Source organism: Lentzea sp. NBRC 105346, assembly GCF_030269605.1.
GTDB lineage: Bacteria > Actinomycetota > Actinomycetes > Mycobacteriales > Pseudonocardiaceae > Lentzea.
Map to the genome: position 1 here is coordinate 231,224 of NZ_BSTQ01000013.1, position 21,137 is coordinate 252,360.

The 21,137-nt window shown below is 67.6% G+C and carries 21 protein-coding genes; 9 read left to right on the forward strand and 12 right to left on the reverse strand.

The genetic code is table 11. The features are described 5' to 3' along the window. The first annotated feature begins 29 nt into the window (after nucleotides 1–29). Nucleotides 30–1,181 carry an FUSC family protein gene (locus tag QSK35_RS26940; protein WP_285750298.1) on the forward strand — a complete coding sequence of 384 codons (1,152 nt, stop codon included), beginning with the start codon at nucleotides 30–32 and terminating at the stop codon, nucleotides 1,179–1,181. Nucleotides 1,182–1,339: 158 nt separating this feature from the next. On the opposite strand, the gene QSK35_RS26945 is transcribed toward QSK35_RS26940, so the two are convergent. Continuing rightward, nucleotides 1,340–1,969, reverse strand: coding sequence for a GmrSD restriction endonuclease domain-containing protein (locus QSK35_RS26945; protein WP_285750367.1), 630 nt, complete (start codon nucleotides 1,967–1,969; stop codon nucleotides 1,340–1,342). A gap of 95 nt (nucleotides 1,970–2,064) precedes the next feature. Continuing rightward, complete coding sequence (locus QSK35_RS26950; protein ID WP_502881722.1) at nucleotides 2,065–2,730, reverse strand: hypothetical protein; 666 nt, start codon at nucleotides 2,728–2,730, stop codon at nucleotides 2,065–2,067. A gap of 62 nt (nucleotides 2,731–2,792) precedes the next feature. On the opposite strand from QSK35_RS26950, the gene QSK35_RS26955 reads away from it, so the two are divergent. Continuing rightward, a complete protein-coding gene (locus QSK35_RS26955) occupies nucleotides 2,793–4,082 on the forward strand; it encodes an adenylosuccinate synthase (protein ID WP_285750300.1) in 1,290 nt (429 codons plus the stop codon). Here the strand turns inward: QSK35_RS26955 and QSK35_RS26960 are convergent. The 4 genes from QSK35_RS26960 to QSK35_RS26975 all read right to left on the reverse strand — a co-directional run bounded on the left by QSK35_RS26960 (nucleotide 4,075) and on the right by QSK35_RS26975 (nucleotide 9,805). Continuing rightward, nucleotides 4,075–6,501: a M48 family metalloprotease gene (locus QSK35_RS26960; RefSeq protein ID WP_285750301.1), complete on the reverse strand. Its 2,427-nt coding sequence runs from the start codon at nucleotides 6,499–6,501 to the stop codon at nucleotides 4,075–4,077. The two genes, QSK35_RS26955 and QSK35_RS26960, sit on opposite strands and share 8 nt — an antisense overlap. Beyond that, the gene (locus QSK35_RS26965; protein WP_285750302.1) at nucleotides 6,491–6,931 is read right to left on the reverse strand and encodes a hypothetical protein; all 441 of its coding nucleotides are present in this window, start codon (nucleotides 6,929–6,931) and stop codon (nucleotides 6,491–6,493) included. Before QSK35_RS26965 ends, QSK35_RS26960 begins: the two co-directional genes overlap by 11 nt. A gap of 178 nt (nucleotides 6,932–7,109) precedes the next feature. Then, nucleotides 7,110–8,192, reverse strand: a complete 1,083-nt coding sequence (locus QSK35_RS26970; RefSeq protein WP_285750303.1) for a glycerophosphodiester phosphodiesterase — start codon at nucleotides 8,190–8,192, stop codon at nucleotides 7,110–7,112. A gap of 68 nt (nucleotides 8,193–8,260) precedes the next feature. After that, on the reverse strand, nucleotides 8,261–9,805 hold the full coding sequence (locus QSK35_RS26975) for a Na+/H+ antiporter (RefSeq protein ID WP_285750304.1): 1,545 nt from the start codon (nucleotides 9,803–9,805) through the stop codon (nucleotides 8,261–8,263). A gap of 29 nt (nucleotides 9,806–9,834) precedes the next feature. Between QSK35_RS26975 and QSK35_RS26980 the strand changes: the two genes are divergently transcribed. The 4 genes from QSK35_RS26980 to purD all read left to right on the forward strand — a co-directional run bounded on the left by QSK35_RS26980 (nucleotide 9,835) and on the right by purD (nucleotide 14,374). After that, on the forward strand, nucleotides 9,835–10,095 hold the full coding sequence (locus QSK35_RS26980) for a UBP-type zinc finger domain-containing protein (protein WP_285750305.1): 261 nt from the start codon (nucleotides 9,835–9,837) through the stop codon (nucleotides 10,093–10,095). 67 nt (nucleotides 10,096–10,162) lie between these two features. Beyond that, nucleotides 10,163–12,124, forward strand: a complete 1,962-nt coding sequence (locus tag QSK35_RS26985) for a TRAP transporter permease (RefSeq protein WP_285750306.1) — start codon at nucleotides 10,163–10,165, stop codon at nucleotides 12,122–12,124. Then, entirely contained in the window at nucleotides 12,117–13,082 is a 966-nt protein-coding gene (locus QSK35_RS26990) for a TAXI family TRAP transporter solute-binding subunit (RefSeq protein ID WP_285750307.1), read from the forward strand. Before QSK35_RS26985 ends, QSK35_RS26990 begins: the two co-directional genes overlap by 8 nt. A gap of 35 nt (nucleotides 13,083–13,117) precedes the next feature. Further along, a complete protein-coding gene (gene purD / locus QSK35_RS26995; protein WP_285750308.1) occupies nucleotides 13,118–14,374 on the forward strand; it encodes a phosphoribosylamine--glycine ligase in 1,257 nt (418 codons plus the stop codon). Here the strand turns inward: purD and QSK35_RS27000 are convergent, their stop codons facing one another. The 6 genes from QSK35_RS27000 to QSK35_RS27025 all read right to left on the reverse strand — a co-directional run bounded on the left by QSK35_RS27000 (nucleotide 14,375) and on the right by QSK35_RS27025 (nucleotide 18,615). Next, complete coding sequence (locus tag QSK35_RS27000) at nucleotides 14,375–14,911, reverse strand: hypothetical protein (RefSeq protein WP_285750309.1); 537 nt, start codon at nucleotides 14,909–14,911, stop codon at nucleotides 14,375–14,377. It abuts the gene before it with no gap. Between the two features lie 33 nt (nucleotides 14,912–14,944). Further along, nucleotides 14,945–16,204, reverse strand: coding sequence for a putative T7SS-secreted protein (locus QSK35_RS27005; RefSeq protein ID WP_285750310.1), 1,260 nt, complete (start codon nucleotides 16,202–16,204; stop codon nucleotides 14,945–14,947). Then, nucleotides 16,201–16,341 (reverse strand): hypothetical protein, encoded by a 141-nt coding sequence (locus QSK35_RS27010; RefSeq protein WP_285750311.1) that lies wholly within the window; start codon nucleotides 16,339–16,341, stop codon nucleotides 16,201–16,203. Before QSK35_RS27010 ends, QSK35_RS27005 begins: the two co-directional genes overlap by 4 nt. After that, complete coding sequence (locus QSK35_RS27015; RefSeq protein WP_285750312.1) at nucleotides 16,338–16,871, reverse strand: hypothetical protein; 534 nt, start codon at nucleotides 16,869–16,871, stop codon at nucleotides 16,338–16,340. Before QSK35_RS27015 ends, QSK35_RS27010 begins: the two co-directional genes overlap by 4 nt. Next, nucleotides 16,868–17,230: an SseB family protein gene (locus QSK35_RS27020; RefSeq protein ID WP_285750313.1), complete on the reverse strand. Its 363-nt coding sequence runs from the start codon at nucleotides 17,228–17,230 to the stop codon at nucleotides 16,868–16,870. Before QSK35_RS27020 ends, QSK35_RS27015 begins: the two co-directional genes overlap by 4 nt. A 113-nt stretch (nucleotides 17,231–17,343) precedes the next feature. Beyond that, nucleotides 17,344–18,615 carry a hypothetical protein gene (locus tag QSK35_RS27025; RefSeq protein ID WP_285750314.1) on the reverse strand — a complete coding sequence of 424 codons (1,272 nt, stop codon included), beginning with the start codon at nucleotides 18,613–18,615 and terminating at the stop codon, nucleotides 17,344–17,346. 254 nt (nucleotides 18,616–18,869) lie between these two features. Between QSK35_RS27025 and QSK35_RS27030 the strand changes: the two genes are divergently transcribed. From QSK35_RS27030 to QSK35_RS27040, 3 genes are read left to right on the forward strand one after another with little or no spacing between them, the layout of a single operon-like run. Next, entirely contained in the window at nucleotides 18,870–19,331 is a 462-nt protein-coding gene (locus tag QSK35_RS27030) for a hypothetical protein (RefSeq protein ID WP_285750315.1), read from the forward strand. After that, nucleotides 19,318–19,899 (forward strand): DUF3558 domain-containing protein, encoded by a 582-nt coding sequence (locus tag QSK35_RS27035; protein WP_285750316.1) that lies wholly within the window; start codon nucleotides 19,318–19,320, stop codon nucleotides 19,897–19,899. Before QSK35_RS27030 ends, QSK35_RS27035 begins: the two co-directional genes overlap by 14 nt. 8 nt (nucleotides 19,900–19,907) lie before the next feature. Beyond that, nucleotides 19,908–21,134 carry a PPE domain-containing protein gene (locus QSK35_RS27040; protein WP_285750317.1) on the forward strand — a complete coding sequence of 409 codons (1,227 nt, stop codon included), beginning with the start codon at nucleotides 19,908–19,910 and terminating at the stop codon, nucleotides 21,132–21,134. Nucleotides 21,135–21,137 lie beyond the last annotated feature (3 nt).

A 21,137-nucleotide genomic window follows, 5' to 3' on the forward strand; every position in this document is an offset into this window, starting at 1 on the left:
GGCGTCGGCCGGCCAGGGGCGTTGACGTCGTGGGAGCCGTTCGTGACGAGATCCGCCGCCGCCTCAAGCGGTGGCGGAGCACCGCCCTGCCCGTTATCCAATGCGCCCTCGCCGCAGGCCTCGCCTGGCTGGTCGCCACCAAGCTGATCGGCCACCCGCACCCGTTCTTCGCCCCGATCGCCGCCGTCGTCTGCCTCGGCGTGTCACTGGGACAGCGACTCCGCCGGGTCGGCGAGCTCGTCGTCGGTGTCAGCGTGGGTGTCGGAGTCGGCGACGCGTTGATCGGCTGGATCGGCAGCGGCCCCTGGCAGATCGCTCTGGTAGTCGCCCTGGCGATGTCCGCAGCGGTCCTCCTGGACGCCGGCCAGGTCATCGCCCTGCAGGCCGGCTCCAGCAGCGTCCTGGTGGCGACGCTGCTGCCCCCGGAGACGGGAGGCGGCCTCGACCGCATGGTCGACGCCCTGATCGGCGGTCTGGTCGGACTGGCCGTCACCGCCCTGATCCCGGCCAACCCGGTGACGGTCGCCCAGCGACAGGCGAAGACCCTCCTCGGCGAACTGGCCACCGCACTCAGGAACATCGCGACCGCGGTGTCCGAAGTGGACGCCGTAAAGGCTGCGAGCGTTCTGAGCCACCTGCGCGACACCCAGACCGCGGTGGACGAGTTCAAGTCGGCGCTCAAGACCGGCGGTGAGATCGCCACGATCGCGCCCATCCGCTGGCGCAGCAAGGACGACCTCAAGCACTACCAGCAGGCCGCGCCACCGATCGACTATGCGCTGCGCAACACCCGTGTGCTGGCCAGACGAGCACTGGCGGCGATCAGAGCGAACGAAGGCATCCCGGAGAACCTGCCGCAGACACTGCGCAGCTACGCGGACGCCGTCGACATGCTGCGCACGGAGCTGGCGAACGGCAAGGAACCCGAACAGACCCGCACCGCCATCCGGGATGCCGCGCGGCACCTGACCGCGCGGCACCTCGGTGGGGACGGGTTCTCGACCAAAGTCGTGCTGGCGCAGATCCGCAGCATCGCGGTGGACCTGCTGCAGGCGACCGGACTGAGCCGCTCGGAAGCGGCCGAGGCCCTGCCTAGCCTGTCGGGCGATTCAGCACGCCCAGCAGCAGCGAGTGCACCGAAGGATGAGCAACCGGGTCAAGCGGACACGTCCCGCCGGTGATGGCGTACCACTCGTCGGCACCCTCGTAGCGGACCAACGCCCGGAGAACCCCCGACTCGACAACGGTCTTGAGCTCCAGGTCCCCGGTGATCACGCCGACCTCGTCGGTCATGATCCCGCCCGGTCCGGCCACGAACAACGACGAGAGTTCCGGCAAATCAGCAACCTCCGAGCACGTTCGTCAACGTCGACTTCTCCGCCGAGTTGACGCTCAACCCATATCGGTACTTCACCTCTACCCACATCCTCGCGTACGTACACCGGTAGGACGTCAGCGGAGGCAGCCACTTCTCCGGCCCCTGGTCGCCCTTGGCCTGGTTGACGTTGTCCGTCACCGCGATCAGCTGCGGCCAGTAGAGCTCGTTGGCGAACGCCTGGCGCTTGCTGGTGGTCCACGTGGACGCGCCCGAGCGCCACGCCGCGGCCAGCGGCACGACGTGGTCGATGTCCAAATCGGACGCGACGGTCCACGTCGCGCCGTCGTACGGCGAGTACCAGCGGCCCGAGACCGCGGCGCACGACGAGTCGGTCTGCACGTTGGTGCCGTCGCGCTTCAGCACCACCTCACGGGTGTTGCAGGTCCCGGACTGGGTGATCCAGTGCGGGAACTTGTCCCGGGAGTACCCGGTCATCGAGCCGTCGGCGCGGACGAGCAGGGTGCTCAGATGAGAGCGGGCGTCGGCGGCAGTGGGGATGTGTTCGGGTGTCGCGAGTGCAGGGGAAACGAGCCCGAGGGTCAGTGCCAGCGCGGCAACCAACACCCCCAGGGCATTGTTAACTTTTGACATCATCCCGACCTTCCTGGTTGGAAGTGATCGGGAACACTGTCGGCTAGTAATTCGGCCAGATCAACACTTTCGGGTGACGCTCAGGTAGCTGACAGTTAAAGCCCGCGGACGAGCCGGAGGTCCTCCGTGTGCCGGTACCAGGTCCACTTGTCGACCGGACGCGGGTGCTCCACGCCGTCCAGCACCGCGGTCGTCGGGAAACAGCCGAGCTGGAACGCCCGCGGCCGGAACTCCTTCACCCGCGAGCCGATCAGCCGTCGCTGGACCACCCGGACCGCCAGCCCGAGGCCGACCTCCGGGTCCGGCGTGACCTCGACCCGCGTCGCCTGGCCGCGCAGCGCGAGGTCCGCGTCGCAGTACCCGACCCCGCGCACGGGAGCCAGAACGCCAAGCCCCACAAGGACTCCGCCGACGTCGTCGCGCACCAGCGGTACCGCGTCCGGGTCGCCCCTCAGTGCCAGCTCCAGAGCCTTTGCCGGAGTGACCGGCAACGTCCACAGCGCGGCGACGGCCGACTGCGGTGACGTGGGCACGAAGCCGACGATCGTGTCGCCGAGGCGTTCCTTGCGCATCAGCCGCAGCGCGACGGCGGCCAGGTCGGCGTCGGTGCCGGCGACGATCAGGCGGTCGGCGTCGAGGTGGGAGTCCACATCGTCCTTGCCCGGTCGCGAAGGTACTTGGACCACCTCGACACCGTCACCGTAAGTGATCAATGGCAACTGCGTGTTTCCGCAGGCCAGCACGATTCCACGCACGGTCATCTCCTGGTCTACCCTCGCTTACCGGCATTCGCTCGAACCAGTCCAAGCGCTTGGAGTTTCACATGCCGGCCGTCGTGCTGATCGGAGCCCAGTGGGGCGATGAGGGCAAGGGCAAGGCCACCGACCTGCTCGGTGAGCGTGTCCAGTGGGTTGTCCGCTACCAGGGTGGCAACAACGCGGGGCACACCGTCGTCTTGCCGAACGGCCAGAACTTCGCGCTGCACCTCATCCCCTCGGGCATTCTCACCCCCGGCGTGACCAACGTCATCGGCAACGGTGTCGTGGTCGACCCCGGCGTGCTGCTCGAGGAGCTGTCGGGGCTGGAGGAGAAGGGCGTCGACACCAGCAAGCTGCTGATCTCGGCCGACGCGCACCTGATCATGCCGTACCACGTTGCCATCGACAAGGTGACCGAGCGGTACCTCGGCAAGGCCAAGATCGGCACCACCGGTCGCGGCATCGGCCCCGCCTACCAGGACAAGCTCGCCCGCGTCGGCGTGCGCGTGCAGGACCTGCTCGACGAGAAGATCCTGCGGCAGAAGGTCGAGGCCGCCCTGGACTTCAAGAACCAGGTGCTGGTCAAGGTCTACAACCGCAAGGCGCTCGACCCGGAGCAGGTCGTGGACAGCGTGCTGGAGCACGGCTCGCACTTCGTGCACCGCATCGCGGACACCCGCCTGCAGCTCAACGAGGCGCTGGACCGCGGCGAGACCGTGCTGCTGGAGGGCTCGCAGGGCACGCTGCTCGACGTCGACCACGGCACCTACCCGTTCGTCACGTCCTCGAACCCGACGAGCGGTGGCGCGGCCGTCGGCTCGGGCATCGGCCCGACCCGGATCACCACCGTGATCGGCATCCTCAAGGCGTACACCACGCGCGTCGGCTCCGGCCCGTTCCCGACCGAGCTGAACGACGACATGGGCGAGCGCCTGCGCAAGACCGGTGGCGAGTTCGGCGTCACCACGGGCCGCAGCCGCCGCACCGGCTGGTTCGACGCCGTGATCGCCCGCTACGCCTCGCGCGTCAACGGCATCACCGACTACTTCCTCACCAAGCTGGACGTGCTGTCCGGCCTGGAGACCGTGCCCGTCTGCGTCGGGTACGAAGTGGACGGTCGCCGCACGGACGAGATGCCGATGACGCAGACCGACGTGCACCACGCCGTGCCGGTGTACGAGGAGCTGCCGGGCTGGTTCGAGGACATCAGCCACTGCCGCACGTTCGAGGAGCTGCCCGCGAACGCCCAGGCGTACGTCGAGTACCTCGAGAGCATCATCGGCGCGCGCGTGTCCGCGATCGGCGTCGGCCCCGGCCGCGAGGAGACGATCGTCCGCCACGACGTGCTCAGCTGAGCGCTCGCTTCTGGGCCTCGACCAGCGCGGTCTGCGTGACCTTCAGCTGGTCGAGGCCCTTCAGGAAGTGTGTGCCCATGGCGCTGTCGTTCGCCAGGCACGACCGCGCGCCCAGCTCCAACGAGGTCAGCGCGCCGGACCAGTTCGCGCGCACACCGTCCTCCGGCGGCTTCGGGAACGCGGCGGCGTCCTTCAGCACCGGCAACAACGCCGCGCAACCCGCCGTCATCCGGCTCACGTCGTTGGCCTGGACGCCTTCGAACACCTTCGTGTTCGCGTTCACGACGGACATGAACGTGTCCCAGCCACCGCCGTAGATCCAGATGTTGACGGCCTGGTCGTGGTTGAGCTCCGCGGCGGCCAGCGGCGGCGGCTCGATCGACGCCGCGTTCGGGGCCTTGGGCCACCACCAGACGAGGCCGACCGAGACGGCCGCGATCGCGATCGCGCCCCAAGGCCTGGCCCGCCGGGTCTCGCGGTGCGTGACACCGCCCGCGAGCAGTGCGGCGGCCGTCCCGAGGAACGGCAGCACCTGCAGCGGGCGGGTGGCCAGCACGCTGTCGACCCGCGTGCCGTCCAGGTGGCTCCACCACAGGCCGACCGTCGCGATGAGCCCGACCATCCAAGCGGCCAGCAGCGCGCCGATCCGGTCGGAGCGCCGTGCCACCACGAACGCCGTCACCAGCTGCACGAGGAAGACGAGCGCGATGCCCCACGCCGTCCGCACGAGCGCCGCGGGTGGTGAGTCCGCCGTCCACACCACGGCGAGCACGACCAACGCGCACAGGCCGCCGAGTCCACCGCCGGCCAGCGCGGCCCTGGGGAGCTCGCGACGCAGCACCAGCGGCACCAGCCACACCAGGCACAGCGCGATCGCGGTCACCACGCGGTTGAAGTTGAGCAGGAACGGCACCGTGATGCCGTCGAGCAGCACCCTGTCCACAGTGGACGACGCGAAACCGTGCAGGATCTCCACGATCGGCCGCAGGTTGTCCCGCCACAACGCGGCGATCGCCCGCGCCTCCGGGAACCAGCCGAGCACGCTGTAGGCCACGACGGCCGTGGCGGCCGCGAGCAACACCGCGTGCCCGCGCGTGGTCACCAGCGTCGCGCAGTAGCCGGCCCAGCAGCACACCAGGACCGCGGTCCCGATGAGCACCAGCCAGGCGAGGGAACCGAGCCACGAGAACGTGTAGAGGCTCTGCGCGTCGAGGAAGTCGCCGAGCACGAACCCGATCCCGAGCGCCAGCCCCGGAACCGCGAACCGGCGTGACCCCGCGGCCGCGCCGCGCCAGGCGATCGAGCCGACCAACGCCGTGACCGCGACCGTCCAGACGATCCGCATGACCGTGAACGACTCGTTGCCGTCGCGGTACCAGGTGAGATCACGCAGGCCCGTGACGGCGTGCCACCACGCGATCTGCAGCGCCAGCGCGCTCGCCAGCACCTCCCAGAAACCGGGCCGCAGCAAGGACTTCGGTTCGCGCATCGCGGCCTGCCGCGCCGCCCGCGTCGGGTGGATCGCGAGCCAGCGGCGGATCGTCCGCGTCGGCACGAGGTTGCGGTACGGGTCCTCGTCGCCCGTCCACTGCACAACAAGCGCGTCGGCGTACTTCTCGCGGGACCGCAGCACCGCGGTGCGGGCCAGGTACATGAGCACGACCATCACGCCCAGCCGCCAGCCGACGCCGAGGTTGATGATGTTGTCCGACCAGACGATCTTCCACGGCGTACTCGACAGCAGCATCGGGTTGACCAGCGTCAGCAGGTACGGCACCAGCACGACACCCAGGAACGCCCGCCACACCGCCAACGTCGCGTAGGTCGTCGTCACATCCGCCCGCACATGCGCGAGCTCGTGCAGCACGATCGCGCGGAACGACGCGGGATCACGCCGGTGCAGCATCACCAGCCCGGCGTCGAGGCACACGATCTTGCGCCGGTGATGCCCGAACGCCACACCACCCGCGCGCATGCTGTAAGGGTCGAGCACGAACTCGGGCGCCCTGCGCAGCCCCGCCCGTTCCACCAGTTCCGCGAGCGTGTCCTCGAGCCCCGCGGGCAGGGGCACCAGCCGTGAGCGCCTGATCCGCCAGCGTGGCCGGGCGAAGTAGATCACCGCGGCCACCCCGAACAACAGGAGCAGGCCGCCCGCGAGCCACGCGAGCCGCGGTTCCAGGAAGGCGGCCATGCACTCCCGGTACCGGCTCCACTTCGCCGCGTCCGGGTCGACGGAGTTCGTCGACGTCAGGTAGAGGTCCGCGCGCACCTGGCAGCGAGCGTCGTCCAGGGACGTCCTGGTGGGCCAGACGGTGGCGTACTGGCCGAAGATCTGCAGGGTGGTCGCGACGGCGAGCGCGACGAGGGCGGCGAACCGCAGCGTCGTGCCGGACGGCACTCGCGCCAGGTCAGTTCTCATGTGTGAGCTGGGCTCTCAGCGCGTCCGCGACCTGCTTCGCCTGCTCCTCGGACAGTCCGAGCTCCTTCGCGCGTTCGAACGCCATCGCGTGCAGCTCGCCGAGCTGCTCCGCGGTGATCTCCGGGAGCTCCTCCTTGCGGCGCAACCGTTTCCACAGCTTGCTGCCGACGTTGACGACCGCCTCGCCCGTCCGGTCGACCAGCCGGTTGTAGGTGGCGGTCGCGACGGCGAGCGCCACCGGTGACACGAGGGCGATCGCCACATCGATGCCCGATCCGAGAACTTCGCCCGCGCGGCCGCGCTGAGCCAGCAGCTTGTCCGGGTCGCGCAGGTAGGCACCCCGGATGGGCTCGAACAGCGCGAGCTCGTCCGGGGCGACGCTCGTGACCACTTCGCGGGCGACGGCGGTGACGAAGTCCTCGTGATCCATCCGTCGATGCTCGGTGAGGAGATCGGCAGTGTCACTCGACCGTTGGGGCTAAACGATCGTGCGCGATCCACTCATAGGAGTTCTGAATACCGGACCGCGAAAGAATGGCGATACCGGCGGGACCGACCGGGGCCGGGACGTCAGCCACCGGACCCGGTCTGCTCGCCGCGACCGTCGATCACACGATCGGCGATTTCAAGGCTTCGATAGCCGTGTCCGGGTTGTCCGCGAACAGGCCGTCGATGCCCTGCTGCAGGAACACCTCGTATTCGGCGAACGCCTTGCCGTAGGCCGCGGGATCGGCTGACGAGCGGAAGTCCGCGGGCAGGAAGTTGTTCTCGTTGCGGAACGTCCATGCGTGCACGACGAGGTGCGCCTGGTGCGCGTCGGCGACCAGCGTCGTCGGCTGCTGCAGGAACCCGGCCGCGTTGCGCGGGATGATCCGGTCCTTCGTCGCGCCGATGCCGTCGGCGTAGGTCGCGATCTCCTTGAGCCCCGCGGGCGTGATCATGTCGCTGTACGTGCGCTTGTCGCCGGAGGCGATGAAGTCGTAGGGCGCTCCGGAGGCGTTGATCAGCTGCACGATCGGCACGCGCAGCGACTTGTTCAGCTCCTTGAGGTTCGACACCTCGAACGACTGCACGAACACCTTGGCGTTGCGCCGGTTCAGGCCGTTGCGGTTGAGCGTGTCGACGAGCCGGCGCTCCAGGGGCAGGCCGATCGACTTGAAGTACGTCGGGTGCTTGGTCTCAGGGTAGATGCCGATGTCTCGGTGCAGTTCCCGCGACAAACGACGAGTCAGCGCGATGACCTCGTCGAACGTCGGCACCTCGAACCGGCCGTCGTAGAGCGTGTTGCGCGGGCGGATCTCCGGGATGCGTTCCTTGGCGCGCAACGTCTTCAGCTCGGCCAGCGTGAAGTCCTCGGTGAACCAGCCGGTGACCGCGGCGCCGTCGATCGTCTTCGTCGTCTTGCGGCCGAGGAACTCCGGGTGCGCGGCGACGTCCGTGGTGCCGCCGATCTCGTTCTCGTGCCGTGCGACCAGCTTTCCATCCTTTGTGGACACCAGGTCGGGCTCGACGTAGCCGGCGCCCATGCGCGCCGCCAGCTCGTAGGACGCCAGCGTGTGCTCCGGCCGGTACGCCGAAGCGCCTCGGTGACCGATGACGAGCGGCTCGTGCGTCTCCGTAGCCGCCGCTGACGGGATCACCATCCCGGCTAACACGACGACGGCTGCTGCGAGAGCTCTCCTCCGGTACATCGCTGACCTCCCCGTTTCGGCATTGGAACGAGCACCCAAGCATCGAAACACGAAGAACAGGTGAACGGTCACTCTCGGGAAAGTGCAGCTTCCTCCAGATCCAGTTCACGCAGCACGCGGAACAACACCTCGTCGTCGATCTCGCCGGTGTCGCGCGCCGTCACGAACACCTGCCGCTCGGCCTCCAGCATCGTGCGGCGCAGCCGCCGGTACGCCGCGGCCGGGCTCTCCGACTCCTGCCTGCCCAGCCGTTCCCACGCGGCGTTGCCCCGGTGTTCGGCGATCACCCGCAGCCGGTCGATCACGTGCGCGGGCACCCCTTCGTCGACCAGCTCGTCGAGCCGGTCGACGGCGGCCTGGGCGGCGCGGTGCTGCACCTGTGCCTCGGCCAGCGCGTCCTGGCGTTCCTCGTCGTTCTCGAAGCCGATCTTGCGGATCACCCACGGCAGCGTCATGCCCTGGATCAGCAGCGTGCCGACGACCACGACGAACGTGCAGAACAGGATCACGTTGCGCTGCTCGACGCGTGGGTCGACCGCGGCCGCGGCGGCCAGTGACACCACGCCGCGCATGCCGGCCCACGCGATCACGTTGACCTTGCCGATGTGCGGCCAGCCCTCGCGTTCGCGGATCCGCTTCGACAACCACACGGGCAGGTAGGTCGCCGGATACATCCAGACGAACCGCGCCACGATCGTCGCCAGCAGGATCGCCAGCGAACCCACGACCAGGCCGCGGTCGAGGTCGACGTCGCTGAGGATGGTGCGCAGCTGCAGCCCGATGATCGCGAAGACGAACGCCTCCAGCAGCACGTCCACCGATCGCCACACCGCGGCGTCCTGCAGCCGGGTGGAGTAGCCGGTGCGCGGCGCGGTGTGCCCGACGTACAGGCCGGCGACCACGACCGCCAGCACGCCGGACGAGTAGACGTCCTCGGCGAGCAGGTACGCGCCGAACGGCACCAGCAGGCCGAGCGCGCTCTCCAGCAGGCCCTCGCCGAGCAGCCGGCGCAGCTGTTGCACACCCCAGCCGAACGCGAAGCCGATCACGATGCCGCCGCCGGTCGCCGCGAGGAACACCAGCGCGCCCTTGCCGGGAGTCATCGCCGTGCCCACCGCGGCGGCCGTCGCGACCTTGAACGCGGTCAGCGCGGTCGCGTCGTTGATCAGGCTCTCGCCGGTCAGCAGCGTCATCGCCCGTCGCGGCAGACCGAGTCTGCGTCCGATCGTCACGGCCGCGACGGCGTCCGGTGGCGCGATGATCGCGCCCAGCACGAGCGCCGCGGGCAGCGGCAGGTCGAGCACCTGGTGCGCGACCCAGCCGACCACGATGGTCGTGAACAGCACGAGCCCCACCGCGAGGAAGCCGATCGGGCGCAGGTTCGCGCGGATGTTCAGGTAGGAGCTGTCCAGCGCGGCCGAGTACAGCAGCGGCGGCAGCACGAGCACCAGGATCAGGTGGGGATCCAGGTCGAACGCCGGCAGGCCGGGGATGTAGGACACCGCCAGCCCGACCGCCACCAGCAACAACGGTGACGACCAGTTCAACCTGCGTGCCACCGCGGTGACGAGGAGCGCTCCGAGGAGGAGCAACAAGAGTTCAGGCCCGTGCATGGCGTCAATCTTGCGTCAGGATGGATCCCATGACCTGTCCACACGTGAGCACGCTCCCCGCGTCGGTCACCCCCGACTCGCCCGACGGCTGCGCGGACTGCCTCGCGCTCGGCGAGCACCACTGGACGCACCTGCGCATGTGCCTGAGCTGCGGGCACGTCGCGTGCTGCAACTCCAGCCCGCGCAAGCACGCCGACGCGCACTTCACCGCGACCGCGCACCCGGTGATGCGGTCGATCGAGCCGGGCGAGTCGTGGCGGTGGTGCTATGTGGACGGTCGCATCGTCTGAGAAGGCTTTACAGTCCCTTTAGACGAATGCGCTGCCCATGTGATCGGCACCACAGTACGGTCGGGGCGTGACCGCAGAACCGACTCCTGACGTGGCGAAACTCGTCGCCGAGTACGACGAGGAGCGGCCCGGACGCACCCTGTCCCCGCGCTGGGAGCGGGCGATGTGGATCGCCGGCCTCGCCGTCGCGCTGCTGGTGCTGAACCAGGTCTTCTTCCCGTTCAGCAAGGGAAACCAGTTCTACCTGGTGGTTTTCCTGGGCGTGACGCTGCCGCTGGTGTTCCTCTCCTATCGGCCCGGCGGCAAGGCGCCGGAGAAGGACGATCCCGCCTGGTACGACTGGGTGTTGGCGGCGCTGGCGTTCGCCGCCGGCTGGTACCCGCTGTTCGGCGGCTTCGACGCGTTCCTCGACCGGCAGGGCGATCCGGCGACGCTCGACATCGTCGCCGGGACGGTGCTGCTGGTCCTGATCCTCGAGGCGTGCCGCCGCACGACGGGCTGGGTGCTGCCGATCGTCTGCGTGGCGTTCGTGCTCTACGCCTACTACGGCGGATACCTGCCGCCCGGCTGGACGATCGCGCACTCTGGCATCGACTTCAGCCAGATCATCAAGGGCTTCTACAACGACGCCAGCGGTTTCTACGGCATCCCGCTGGACGTCGCGGCCACCTACATCGTGCTGTTCACGATCTACGGCGCCGTGCTGAACGCCTCGGGCGCCGGGAAGTTCTTCGTGGACATCAGCTTCGCGGCGTTCCGCCGGTCGCACACCGCGCCCGGCCGGACCGCCGCGACCGCGGGCTTCCTGCTCGGCACGGTCTCCGGTTCGGGCACGGCGACCACGGTGTCGCTGGGCGCGGTGACGTGGCCGATGCTGCGGAAAGCCGGGTATCCCAAGGAGAACGCGGGCGGGCTGCTCGCGGCGTCCGGCATCGGCGCGATCCTGTCGCCGCCGACGCTGGGCGCGGCCGCGTTCATCATCGCCGAGTACCTGGAGACGTCGTACCTCAACGTCCTGGTCTGGGCGATCATCCCGACGCTGCTCTACTACCTGGGCATCGCGCTGGCCGTGGAGGCGGACGCGCGGCGGTTCGGCGCCCGCCCGGTGGACATCGAGGCGCCGTCGCCCTTGAAGCTGATCAGGACCGGTGGCTACCACTTCCTGTCGCTCGGGATCATCGTCGTCTTCCTCGCCCTGGACATCCCGGTCTACAAGGCGGTCGTCTACGCGGCGGGCGTGGCCGCGCTGTTCGCGTTGATCGACCACCGGCGGGACTGGTTTCGACTGGTCGCGGACGCGTTGTCGACCGGCGTGCGGGCCGCGCTGCCGGTGATCGCGGTGTGCGCGGCGGCCGGCGTGATCACGTCGACGATCACGAAGACCGGTCTGGGGCAGGAGCTCGCCTCGTCGCTCGTCGACCTGGCGCAGGCGATCAGTTCGAACCCGACCGTCGTGCTGGGGCTCACCGCGGTGCTCGCGGCCGTGTCGGTGTCCGTGCTCGGGCTCGCCGTGCCGGTGACGGCGTCGTTCATCATCTCGTGGGTCGTGATCGGACCCGCGCTGATCGACCTGGGCGTGGACAAGGCCGAGACGGCGATGTTCATCTTCTACTACGCGGTGTTGTCGGAGGTGACGCCGCCGACCGCGCTGGCCGCCGTCGCCGCGGCCGCCATCACGGGCGGTGACGTGTTGAAGACGATGTGGCAGACGTGGAAGTACACGCTGCCCGCGTTCCTCGTGCCGCTGGCGTTCGTCCTGACCGATGAAGGAAGCGCGTTGCTGCTGCGCGGTTCTCCCGTGGATTCGTTGTGGACGTTCGTGGTATCCGCGCTGGGTGTGGCTGCTCTGGCCGTGCTGACCGGCGGCTGGTTCTTCGGCGTCGTCGGCCTGCCGGCGCGGCTGCTGTGCGTGCCCGCCGCGTTGTTCCTGCTCTACCTGCAGCCGTTGTCCATCGGCATCGGGATCGGGTTCCTGGTGCTCGCTGTTGCCGTGCACTTCGTACTGCGTAGGAGGGTGCAAGATGCGTAAGTCGATCCTCGTTCTAGCGCTGGCGCTGGCGGTGTCCGGCTGCGGGGGCAAACGCACGGCCGACCCGTCGGCGGGCGGAAGCGGCTGCGAGGCGTCCGACGGTCGCGTCACGATCGCGACCGGCAACTCCGGTGGCGTGTACTTCGTGGTCGGTGGCGGACTGGCGAAGCTGATCAGTGACAACACCAAGCTCAAGGCGTCGGCCGCCGAGACCGGCGCATCCGTGCAGAACATCCAGCAGCTGGTCGGCGGCCAGTACGACATCGCGTTCTCGCTCGCCGACACGGCCGCGGACGCCGTGCAGGGCAAGGGCGCCTTCGACGGCAAGCCGGTGAAGGTGTCGGCGCTGGCCCGGATCTACTCGAACTACACGCAGGTGCTGGTGCGGACTGATTCCGGCATCAACAGCGTCGCGGACATGAAGGGCAAGCGGATCTCCACGGGCTCGCCGAAGTCCGGCACCGAGGTGATCGCGGGCCGGCTGCTGAAGGCCGCGGGCCTGTCGATCGACTCCGACGTGCAGGCGCAGCGCCTCGACCTGGCCAAGACCGCGGACGGCATGAAGGACGGCAGCCTGGACGGTCTCGTGTGGTCGGGCGGTCTGCCGACCGCGCAGATCACGGACATCACCACGTCGTTGAAGGACAAGGTGAAGTTCATCGACATCACGCCGCAGCTCGACGCGATGAAGCAGGTCAACCCGGTGTACGACCGCGGCACCATCCCGAAGGCGACCTACGGCCAGCCGTCGGACGCGCCGACGATCGTGGTGCCGAACGTGCTGCTCGTGCGCGAGGACTTCCCGTCGAACAACGCCTGCGCGCTGACCAAGCTACTGTTCGACAAGAAGGCCGACCTGGAGAAGGTGCATCCGGCGGCGAAGGACATCTCGAAGGAGAAGGCGGCCGCGACCGATCCGGTGCCGCTGCACCCCGGCGCCAAGCAGGCACTGGGCTGAATGGAGCCCGGCATCATGAACTACGCTGAGACACCGTGCGTGTCCTGGTCATCGGGTCTGGCGCCCGTGAACATGCCCTTGTCCTCGCGTTGTCGCGCGATCCTCAGCTGACCGCGCTTGCCTGCGCGCCTGGTAACGCGGGCATCTCCGGTCACGCGGAGATCTACGGCGTGGACGCGGGCGACCCCGCGGCGGTCGCCGCGCTGGCCAAGGACTGGGACGCCGACCTGGTCGTCATCGGCCCCGAGCAGCCACTGGTCGCCGGGGCCGCCGACGCGGTCCGCGCTGCCGGCATCCCCTGTTTCGGGCCGTCGCGTGAGGCGGCCCGGATCGAGGGCTCCAAGGCGTTCGCCAAGGACGTCATGACCGCGGCGGGCGTGCCCACGGCTGCCAGCGAGGTCATCGACAACCCCGCGCGCCTGGACTCCGCCCTGCGCCGCTTCGGCCCGACGTGGGTCGTGAAGGACGACGGCCTGGCCGCCGGCAAGGGCGTAGTCGTGACGGCCGACCTGGCTTCGGCCCGCGCCCACGCGATGACGCTGCTCGAGGGTGGCCACCCGGTGCTGCTCGAGTCGTTCCTCGACGGCCCCGAGGTGTCCCTGTTCTGCGTCACGGACGGCGAGACGGTCGTCCCACTGCTCCCCGCGCAGGACTTCAAGCGGGTCGGCGACGGCGACCACGGCCCCAACACCGGCGGCATGGGCGCCTACGCCCCGCTGCCGTGGGCCCCTTCCGGCCTCGTGGAGGACATCGTCGCCCGCTGCGTCCAGCCGGTGGTCGACGAGCTGGCGCGCCGCGGCACGCCGTTCACCGGCCTGCTGTACGCCGGTCTGGCACTCACGTCCACCGGTCCGCAGGTCATCGAGTTCAACTGCCGCTTCGGCGACCCCGAGACGCAGTCCGTGCTGGCTCTGCTTCGTACTCCACTGGCCGGTCTGTTCCTGGCCGCGGCCAATGGTGCTCTTGGTGATTTTCCTGCTTTGGAGTGGGAATCCGGCTACGCCGTGACCGTCGTGGTCGCCGCCGAGGGCTACCCCGGCCGGCCCCGCACCGGTGATGTGATCACCGGTGCCGAGGCCGACGGAGTGCTGCACGCGGGGACGCGTCGTCGTGAGGACGGCGCTGTCGTTTCCTCTGGTGGCCGGGTGCTCTCCGTTGTGGGTACGGGGAAGTCTTTGAACAAGGCCCGGGACCGTGCCTACAAGCTCATTTCCGGTATCCACCTGACCGGCTCGCACCACCGTTCGGACATCGCCCAGAAGGCGGCGGAAGGCGCGATCACGGTTCCCTGACTATAGGGGGATCTCCGCGGCGAAGCCCGGTTCGAGAGTGCGGAAGTACTCGAGGCAGTTCTTCATCTGCTCCTCGAGCAGCCCCCACTTCGGCGTGTCTTCGGCGTCAAGCATCGCGAGCACGTCGACGGACTCGGTCGCCTTCCGCCCGACTTCCAGGATCTCCGCGCGATCACCTGGGAACCGCGACACGATGTGCCCGACGTGCCAGACGTCCTTCCGGGCGCCCTGCACCAGCACTCGCCACGGCGGGTCGTAGTTCTCGACGGACTCCAGCTCGTTTCGAATCTGGAACAGTGCTCGGAAAACCGAATCGCTGACCGCCATCTTCCGGCCGAACGGGCCGTAGATCGCCATCTTGATCTCTGTGGCAGTCACGGCCTGCCACACCACTCGGCCCACCCAGAGCTGGTGCTTGCCGGAGGCGGGATCCTTGCCGTAAAGCGGAAGGTTGCGGGAGATCGGCGGGAACTCGCCGTCTTTGGTCCACTCGGGAAGTTCCTCGGCAGGTGCCGGTGCTGCAACGGGTTGGCGCATCGGTGGCCGGTGCGGGTGCATGGTCGAAATCTCCTAGCGGTACCGGTTCATGATGTCGCGCATCATTCGTTGCTGCTCTGCCATCGACTGCTCTTGGATCGCTCGTTCTGTGCCTGAAAGGTTCGGCAGGTTCTCCTGAATGTTGGCGACCGCCTTCTTGAGACGGAAGTAGTTGTCGTTGTCGGGCTGGGGAAGCTCCTCGGGCTCCCTGACCTTCGGCTGTTGGTCCGGTTCGGGGTGCTTCGGTTCCTCCGGCGGCTGGTCGGGCTCCTTGTGGTGGTCTGGAAGCTCTGGTTCTTTCTCATGAGGTTGGAAGTCGGGTTCCCTGGGCGCGGACGGCTCGTCAGGCAGATGCTTGGTGTAGCCCTCGCTGTCGAAGACGTCGTCCATGTGCCGCCTGGCCTGAGTGCCGGTCTGCTCGGCTGCTTCACGGATTCCCGTCTCCGCCGCCTCCCGAATACCGACTTCGGCCGCCTCACGCCCTGCGGTCCTGGCCGCGTTGCCCGCGACACCGGCACCATCCGTCATCGCGGCGAGCGCGATGTCCGGAATCAGCTTGCCTGCCGCGGCAAAAGGATCGTTCTTCCAGCCTTCGACGTTCGCGATCGCTTTGACAGCGTCGACGGGATGGGCCGCCATGCTCGCCACACCGGCGGCCATGGTGGCCATGTTCGCCGCGTACTGGCCGGGATGAGTCAGGTTGTAGGGATCAAGCGGGTTGATCGCCCTCAACTGTTTGCCAATGCCGGCAACGCCTTCGACGGCGCTGGTCACCAACGCGGTCTGTGCGTTGACCGCGGTGTCGACCAGATCCTCCACATTGGCGCCGAGCCGGGTGAGAAATCCCGGCTTCTCCGGAGCCCGGTCCTTCGCCTTGGTGATCACTGCGGCGGCTTCGCCCGCCGCGCTCTTCACCGCGTTGCGGGCGTCTTCGAGCAGCCGCTGCGCACTCTCGCGCTTGGCCTGCCCCGGATCGCTGAACGGCGCCATTGGCGGCGGCGCGGCGTCGTGCGAGAACGTCGCGGCGAAGGCGGCCCGGTCGTGCTCGTCCGCAGCGGCCTCGTACTGCTTCTTCGCCTGCTCGGTCGCCTGCTTGGCCTCGTTGTACAGCCGGATCGCCTCGGCGGCGTCCCGCTGTCCCTTTTCTATCGCGCCCTTGTATGTACTGAGTGCGTCGGCCGCGGGCACGAACGCCTCGGCGGCATCGCGCCACTTCGGCAACTCATCGGCGAAGTAGCTGTTGAACTTCTCCGCCGCCTCGCCCTTCCAGTCGTTGGTGTCAAGCCTGCTCAACCCGTCGTTGGCCTCCTGGAAAGCCTTGGCAAGCTGCGCATGTTCGACACCGACTCGTCGATCTTCGCCGCGCTGCCCGGCACGAGGTCTGCCGGATCGTCCGTCTCACCCAACTCGGCGCGTCCGAACCAGCTCACGACCGATCACCGCCCAGCGAGATGCTGTGCTGGTCACCGTGCACGACGCTCTCCGCGTCCTTGCTGATGGACTGCCACGCCTTGCCGACGCCCTGCGCCGCCTTCTGCTCCGGGTGATCCTCAAGCGTGAACGCGTCGCTCTTCAGTTGGTCCCACGACTTGCCCGTTGGGTCGCCGGAGCCCATCGGGTTGCCGAACTCCTGGTCGAACAACCTCTTGAGGGTGTCGCTGATCTGGTCTTCCACGCCCTTGTAGGTGCCCGCGGCCTGCTGCAGCGACTTCGCCATCGCCTGGCCCTCCTGAACCAGGTGCCGCACACCCCAATGCCAACGCTCGCAGAACTCGCCCATGGCGTCCGACAACGCCTCGTCGCCGCACTCGTCCTCGTCGAGGTTCAGTTCCTCGACGGCCGCCCCGCTCGACGCCGAGTACTTGCCGCCCCACACCATCCCGCCCAGCGTTCCGATGGTGTCGTTGATGCCCTTGACCGCCAGGTTCAACGCCTCGAGATCAACCTGATAGCCGCTCACGCATCGACCGCCAGCTCGTCGGACACGATGCCTTTCACCGGCGGCAACGCGATCATGTGCTCCGACCCGGTGTCGAACACGATGCCGGTGCGCCCCGGAAACGCGGGCAGATATGTGTCGAGCAGTCGTTCTCCTTGCACCGCGAGGTAATCAACCTCGCTCTGTGCCTTCAGATGTTGAGCGAGCTTTTCCAGGCTGGAGAACGCGGCGATCCACTTCAGACCGTTCATCTCCACCATCGGCAACGACAGTGGATCGATCCGCTGTACGTACACCGTGCTCTCCCGGAACGCCCGGATGAGCGCCTCCGGATCCCCCTCGCCCGCGCGCATGCGACGGGCCTCCTCCGTGATCGACATGCCTCTCCCCGTTGCGCCCATCCCCCCAGATCGGCCGATGCGGAACGTTACCGGCCCGTCACAACCGGTGTTCTCGGATCGTGGCGCAGAGTGGCGAGACCCACAACTCGAAGCTATTTGATCTTTTGTTTCAGGTGGTCAGCCATGGTCTTCGCGACAGGTGTGAACTTCTTCGCGTAGCTCGTGAGGTCCTTTGGAGACCACTCGCCGTGCCCTACCAGGCGAACAACCGTCCGGTTCATTCGAAAGATCAGGTTTGGCGATCCGATCTCGACGGCACACGCGTCGCCGTCGCCAACCTTCTCCACCTGCATTGGTGTACCAACCGCCTTACGCTGCGGTGAATTCGGATCGCAGTCACTGAACGCACGGGTGGCGTTGTCCTCATCGCGGAACGTCTCGAACTCGACGTCGAGCCCGTTCCCCTTCAGGCCGACGGAGCTGATCAACTCGGTCGACTTCCGCCTACAGGTCTGCCTGACGCCGTAGACCATCGACTCGTTCGTAGCGGCCTTCCACTTGAGCTCCCGCACGTTCGACTCGAACTCGACGACGCCCGAGTCCGGTGCGCCGGCAAGCCTCTCGAAGAGATCCCCGCTCAGGAGGTCGCAGGCGAGCGGAACCCCTTGGTAGCGGCCACTGAACTCGTACACCGTGTGCCCGCCGGGCCGTTTGGCCAGGTTGCCCGCGACTGCGTCAACGAGCTTGGTGAAGGCAGCCTTCGTGTCGATGCCGGCGATGTCGCCGAGGTTGGACGCGCGCAGATCGGCTTCGGTCCGACCGTCGGGAAACAGGATGCGCGTGTCGTAGTCACCGCTCTTCTCAGAGTCGGAGAACGTCTTGAGCCCGGCTGATGTCCCTTCGATTTCGTCGCCGATGGGGTGATCGCCGAGGAGCCGGTTGAACGGTGTCTGATCGATGCTCAGCGAGATCCGATCGAGGTGATCGTCGCGTGCATCGGAGTAGAAGCAGTGTGAGATCCCGTCGAGGTCACCCTTCACCGTCGCGTTCTCACGGGCTACTGAAGCGGGCAGATAGGTCTGGGTGATCCAGTCGCTCGCAGTGGAACCAAAGCCTGCCGCCACAAGGACATCTGCGGGCATGACCGTGCACGCGTCCAAAACCGGTGTGGCGCCGTAGCTGACTGTTTCGTCTGCCAGGCGTTGCTTCAAGACGTTGGCATCGGGTGGGCCGGCATCCGCGATCTGGGCGGGTCCTGGCTCGCTCTTCGATTTCGTGATCAACACCGCTGCGGTGATCCCACCGGCCACGAGGATCAGGACGGTGCAGACCAACAAGACGATCAGGCCGGTCTTCTTCGGCTTCGGCGGCGGGTAGTAGGGCTGCTGCCAGCCGTACTGCTGCGGATACTGTGGTGCGTTCATGGTTCCCCTCGTGCCTGGCCTGCCCTCCCCGGCAGGAACGATGCGGAACGTACCCGAACAAGCACTCAGCGTCGCATTGATCAGGGTCGCGGGAGCCCGGGACGAGTTCGATATCCGACACGAAGCGCGACCACCCGAAGTCGGTGGAACCAACTTCAGGTGGTCTTCGTCCAACCACAGGTGGGGCTCACGTGGGCGTTGGTAGCCTGCGAAGCGAGACCGAACCGTCACCAAACGTACGGGGGTTGGACGTCGTGACAGATCAGCAGGCGGCAGCGGGTGCTGCCCTCGGCGCCGTCATGGGTGTCGGTGGAGCGGTCGGCGCGGCCATTGGGGCGGCTTTCGCAGCTGAGGAGTCCCTCGGCAAGCTGATGGCAGGTGCCGCGGAGTCGTCGCGCAAGTTCGAGGTCAACCACGAGAACATCCTGCAGGCCGGCAAGGTAATCAGCGGCCAGGTCTTAGTGTTGCAGGAGGCGTTTGAGAAAGCGATGGAACACCTGGCCATTCGTGGGCTTCAGGATAATGTGAACCAGGCTATCGCTGAAGCGTGGAACTCGCGGCTCGCCGACGGCGAGGAATCCTATGCCGGGCGCGTCAGTCAATACCTGACCAGTCTTACGCGGCTTTGCGATCAGCTTAAATCGGCTGCCGTCCAGTACGGGTTCACCGAGGATGAAGTCAAGACGGCCATGGGAGCGGTTGGTGCGAGTTCGTAGTTCGCTGTTGTTGGTTTCGCTCGTGGTGGTGGCTGCGGGCTGCACTGTCGGCGGGACCGCCACGCCTGGTGGTACCAACACGCAGCCCACCACCTCCGGAACATCTGCGCCGTCGTCATCGAGGCCGCGCTTGGTGAAGTTGGACGGTATCGACGAGTGCAAGACGCTCACTGCTGCTCAGCAGAAGGAACTCGATATCGACAGCTCAGCAAGTGCTCCGCTCGAGGTTACTGGTGTCGGCAAAGCGCCAACCTGTCGATACCGGAGTCAGAACATTCCGTTGTTCAGCTACACGGTGGCATTGATCACTGAAAAGGGCATCGATTTCTGGGCCGAAGGCGGAAATCTTGCAATCGAGCCGATGGAGGTTTCTGGCTTTCCTGCCAAGCAGGTGAAGCTGGCTGGGACGAAAGATGCCGGCTGCTCGACTGCGGTAGACACCGCCGATGGCCAGAACCTCTACGTGACGTTCCTGCCCATCACTCGGGAATTCAGTCCGGAACAGCAGTGCGCCAACGCCAAGAAGGCTGCTGAACTCGCACTAGCGACGATACAGACATTGCGGTAGGGGGAGAAATGGTTTACAAGGACATCCCCGACTTCAGGTTTAAGGGCTACACCAACCAGCAGTTGGCGGACCTTGCCAACAAGATGAACTCGGGCGATGGTGCTCGGGCGTTCGGCGCCGCGTCGCAGGCGCTCAGGTCGCTGGCCGCGGAGTTGGAGCGCACCGACGAGGTCCTGCGCAAGGAGCTCGGCAAGCTCGGCGTCGACTGGCAGGGCATGGCCGGTGACAAGGCCAACGAGGGCATGAAGACCACGGTCGCCTACAACGAGCAGGCGAGCCAGGACGGTCAGCAGAACTCTCAGGTCACGATGGACCAGAGCGAGGCCAACAGCCGTGCCCGCAACGGTATGCCGGACCAGGGCAAGCTCAACGGCCCGACGTCTACGGACATCATCGACGACGCTGCCGGGTTCTTCGGGATCGAGACGTCGAACGCCAAGAAGGTCGAGCAGACCCAGGCCGCCCGCCAGCAGGCGATCGACAACATGAACGGGTACGTGTCGAGCAGCCAGGCCGCGCTGGACGGCTTCCGCGCGCCGGGCAACCCGCCGAACTTCGAGGTCACCGCGGCCTCGAGCGTCAGCACGCCCGTGGCGCCGGTACAGCAACCCGGCTTCGGCACCCCAGGCGTCCACGGCACGCCGGGCACGCCCGGTCTCCCCGGCTCGACGCCTGGTCTTCCCGGCAACCCGGTCAACCCCACGCCGAACCTGCCCGGTGGCACGACCGGCACTCTGCCCGGCACGCCGAACCCCGGTCAGCTGCCCGTCGGCCCCGGCATTCCGGGCAAGGCCGGATCGCCGTTGCCCGTGGGGCTTGGGATCGCGACCGCCGCGACCGCTGGGCTCAGTGCGGCTGCCGCGACCGCCAAGGGGGCCAAGGTCGTCGGCGGCGGTCGCGGACCGAGTCAAGCGCCCAAGACGCCGATCGCTCCCGGTGGGCCCAAGGGTGCGCCGACGACCCTCGGCGCCGAGAAGGGTGCTGGCACGACCAAGGGTGGTGCCGCAGGCGTGGCCGCTGAGGAGCACGGGCCGAATCGTCCGGCCGCCAAGGGTGGTGCCGCCGGTGGTAAGGGGGGCTCCGGTCTCATGTCTCCCGCTGCCGGTGCGGCCAAGGGCGAGGGCGAAGAGGACGGCGAGCACGTGCGCAAGTACGGGGTCGACTCGGACGACGTGTTCGGCGACGAGCGCATGGTGGTCCAGTCGGTCATCGGCGAAGACCCGAAGGACAAATAGTCA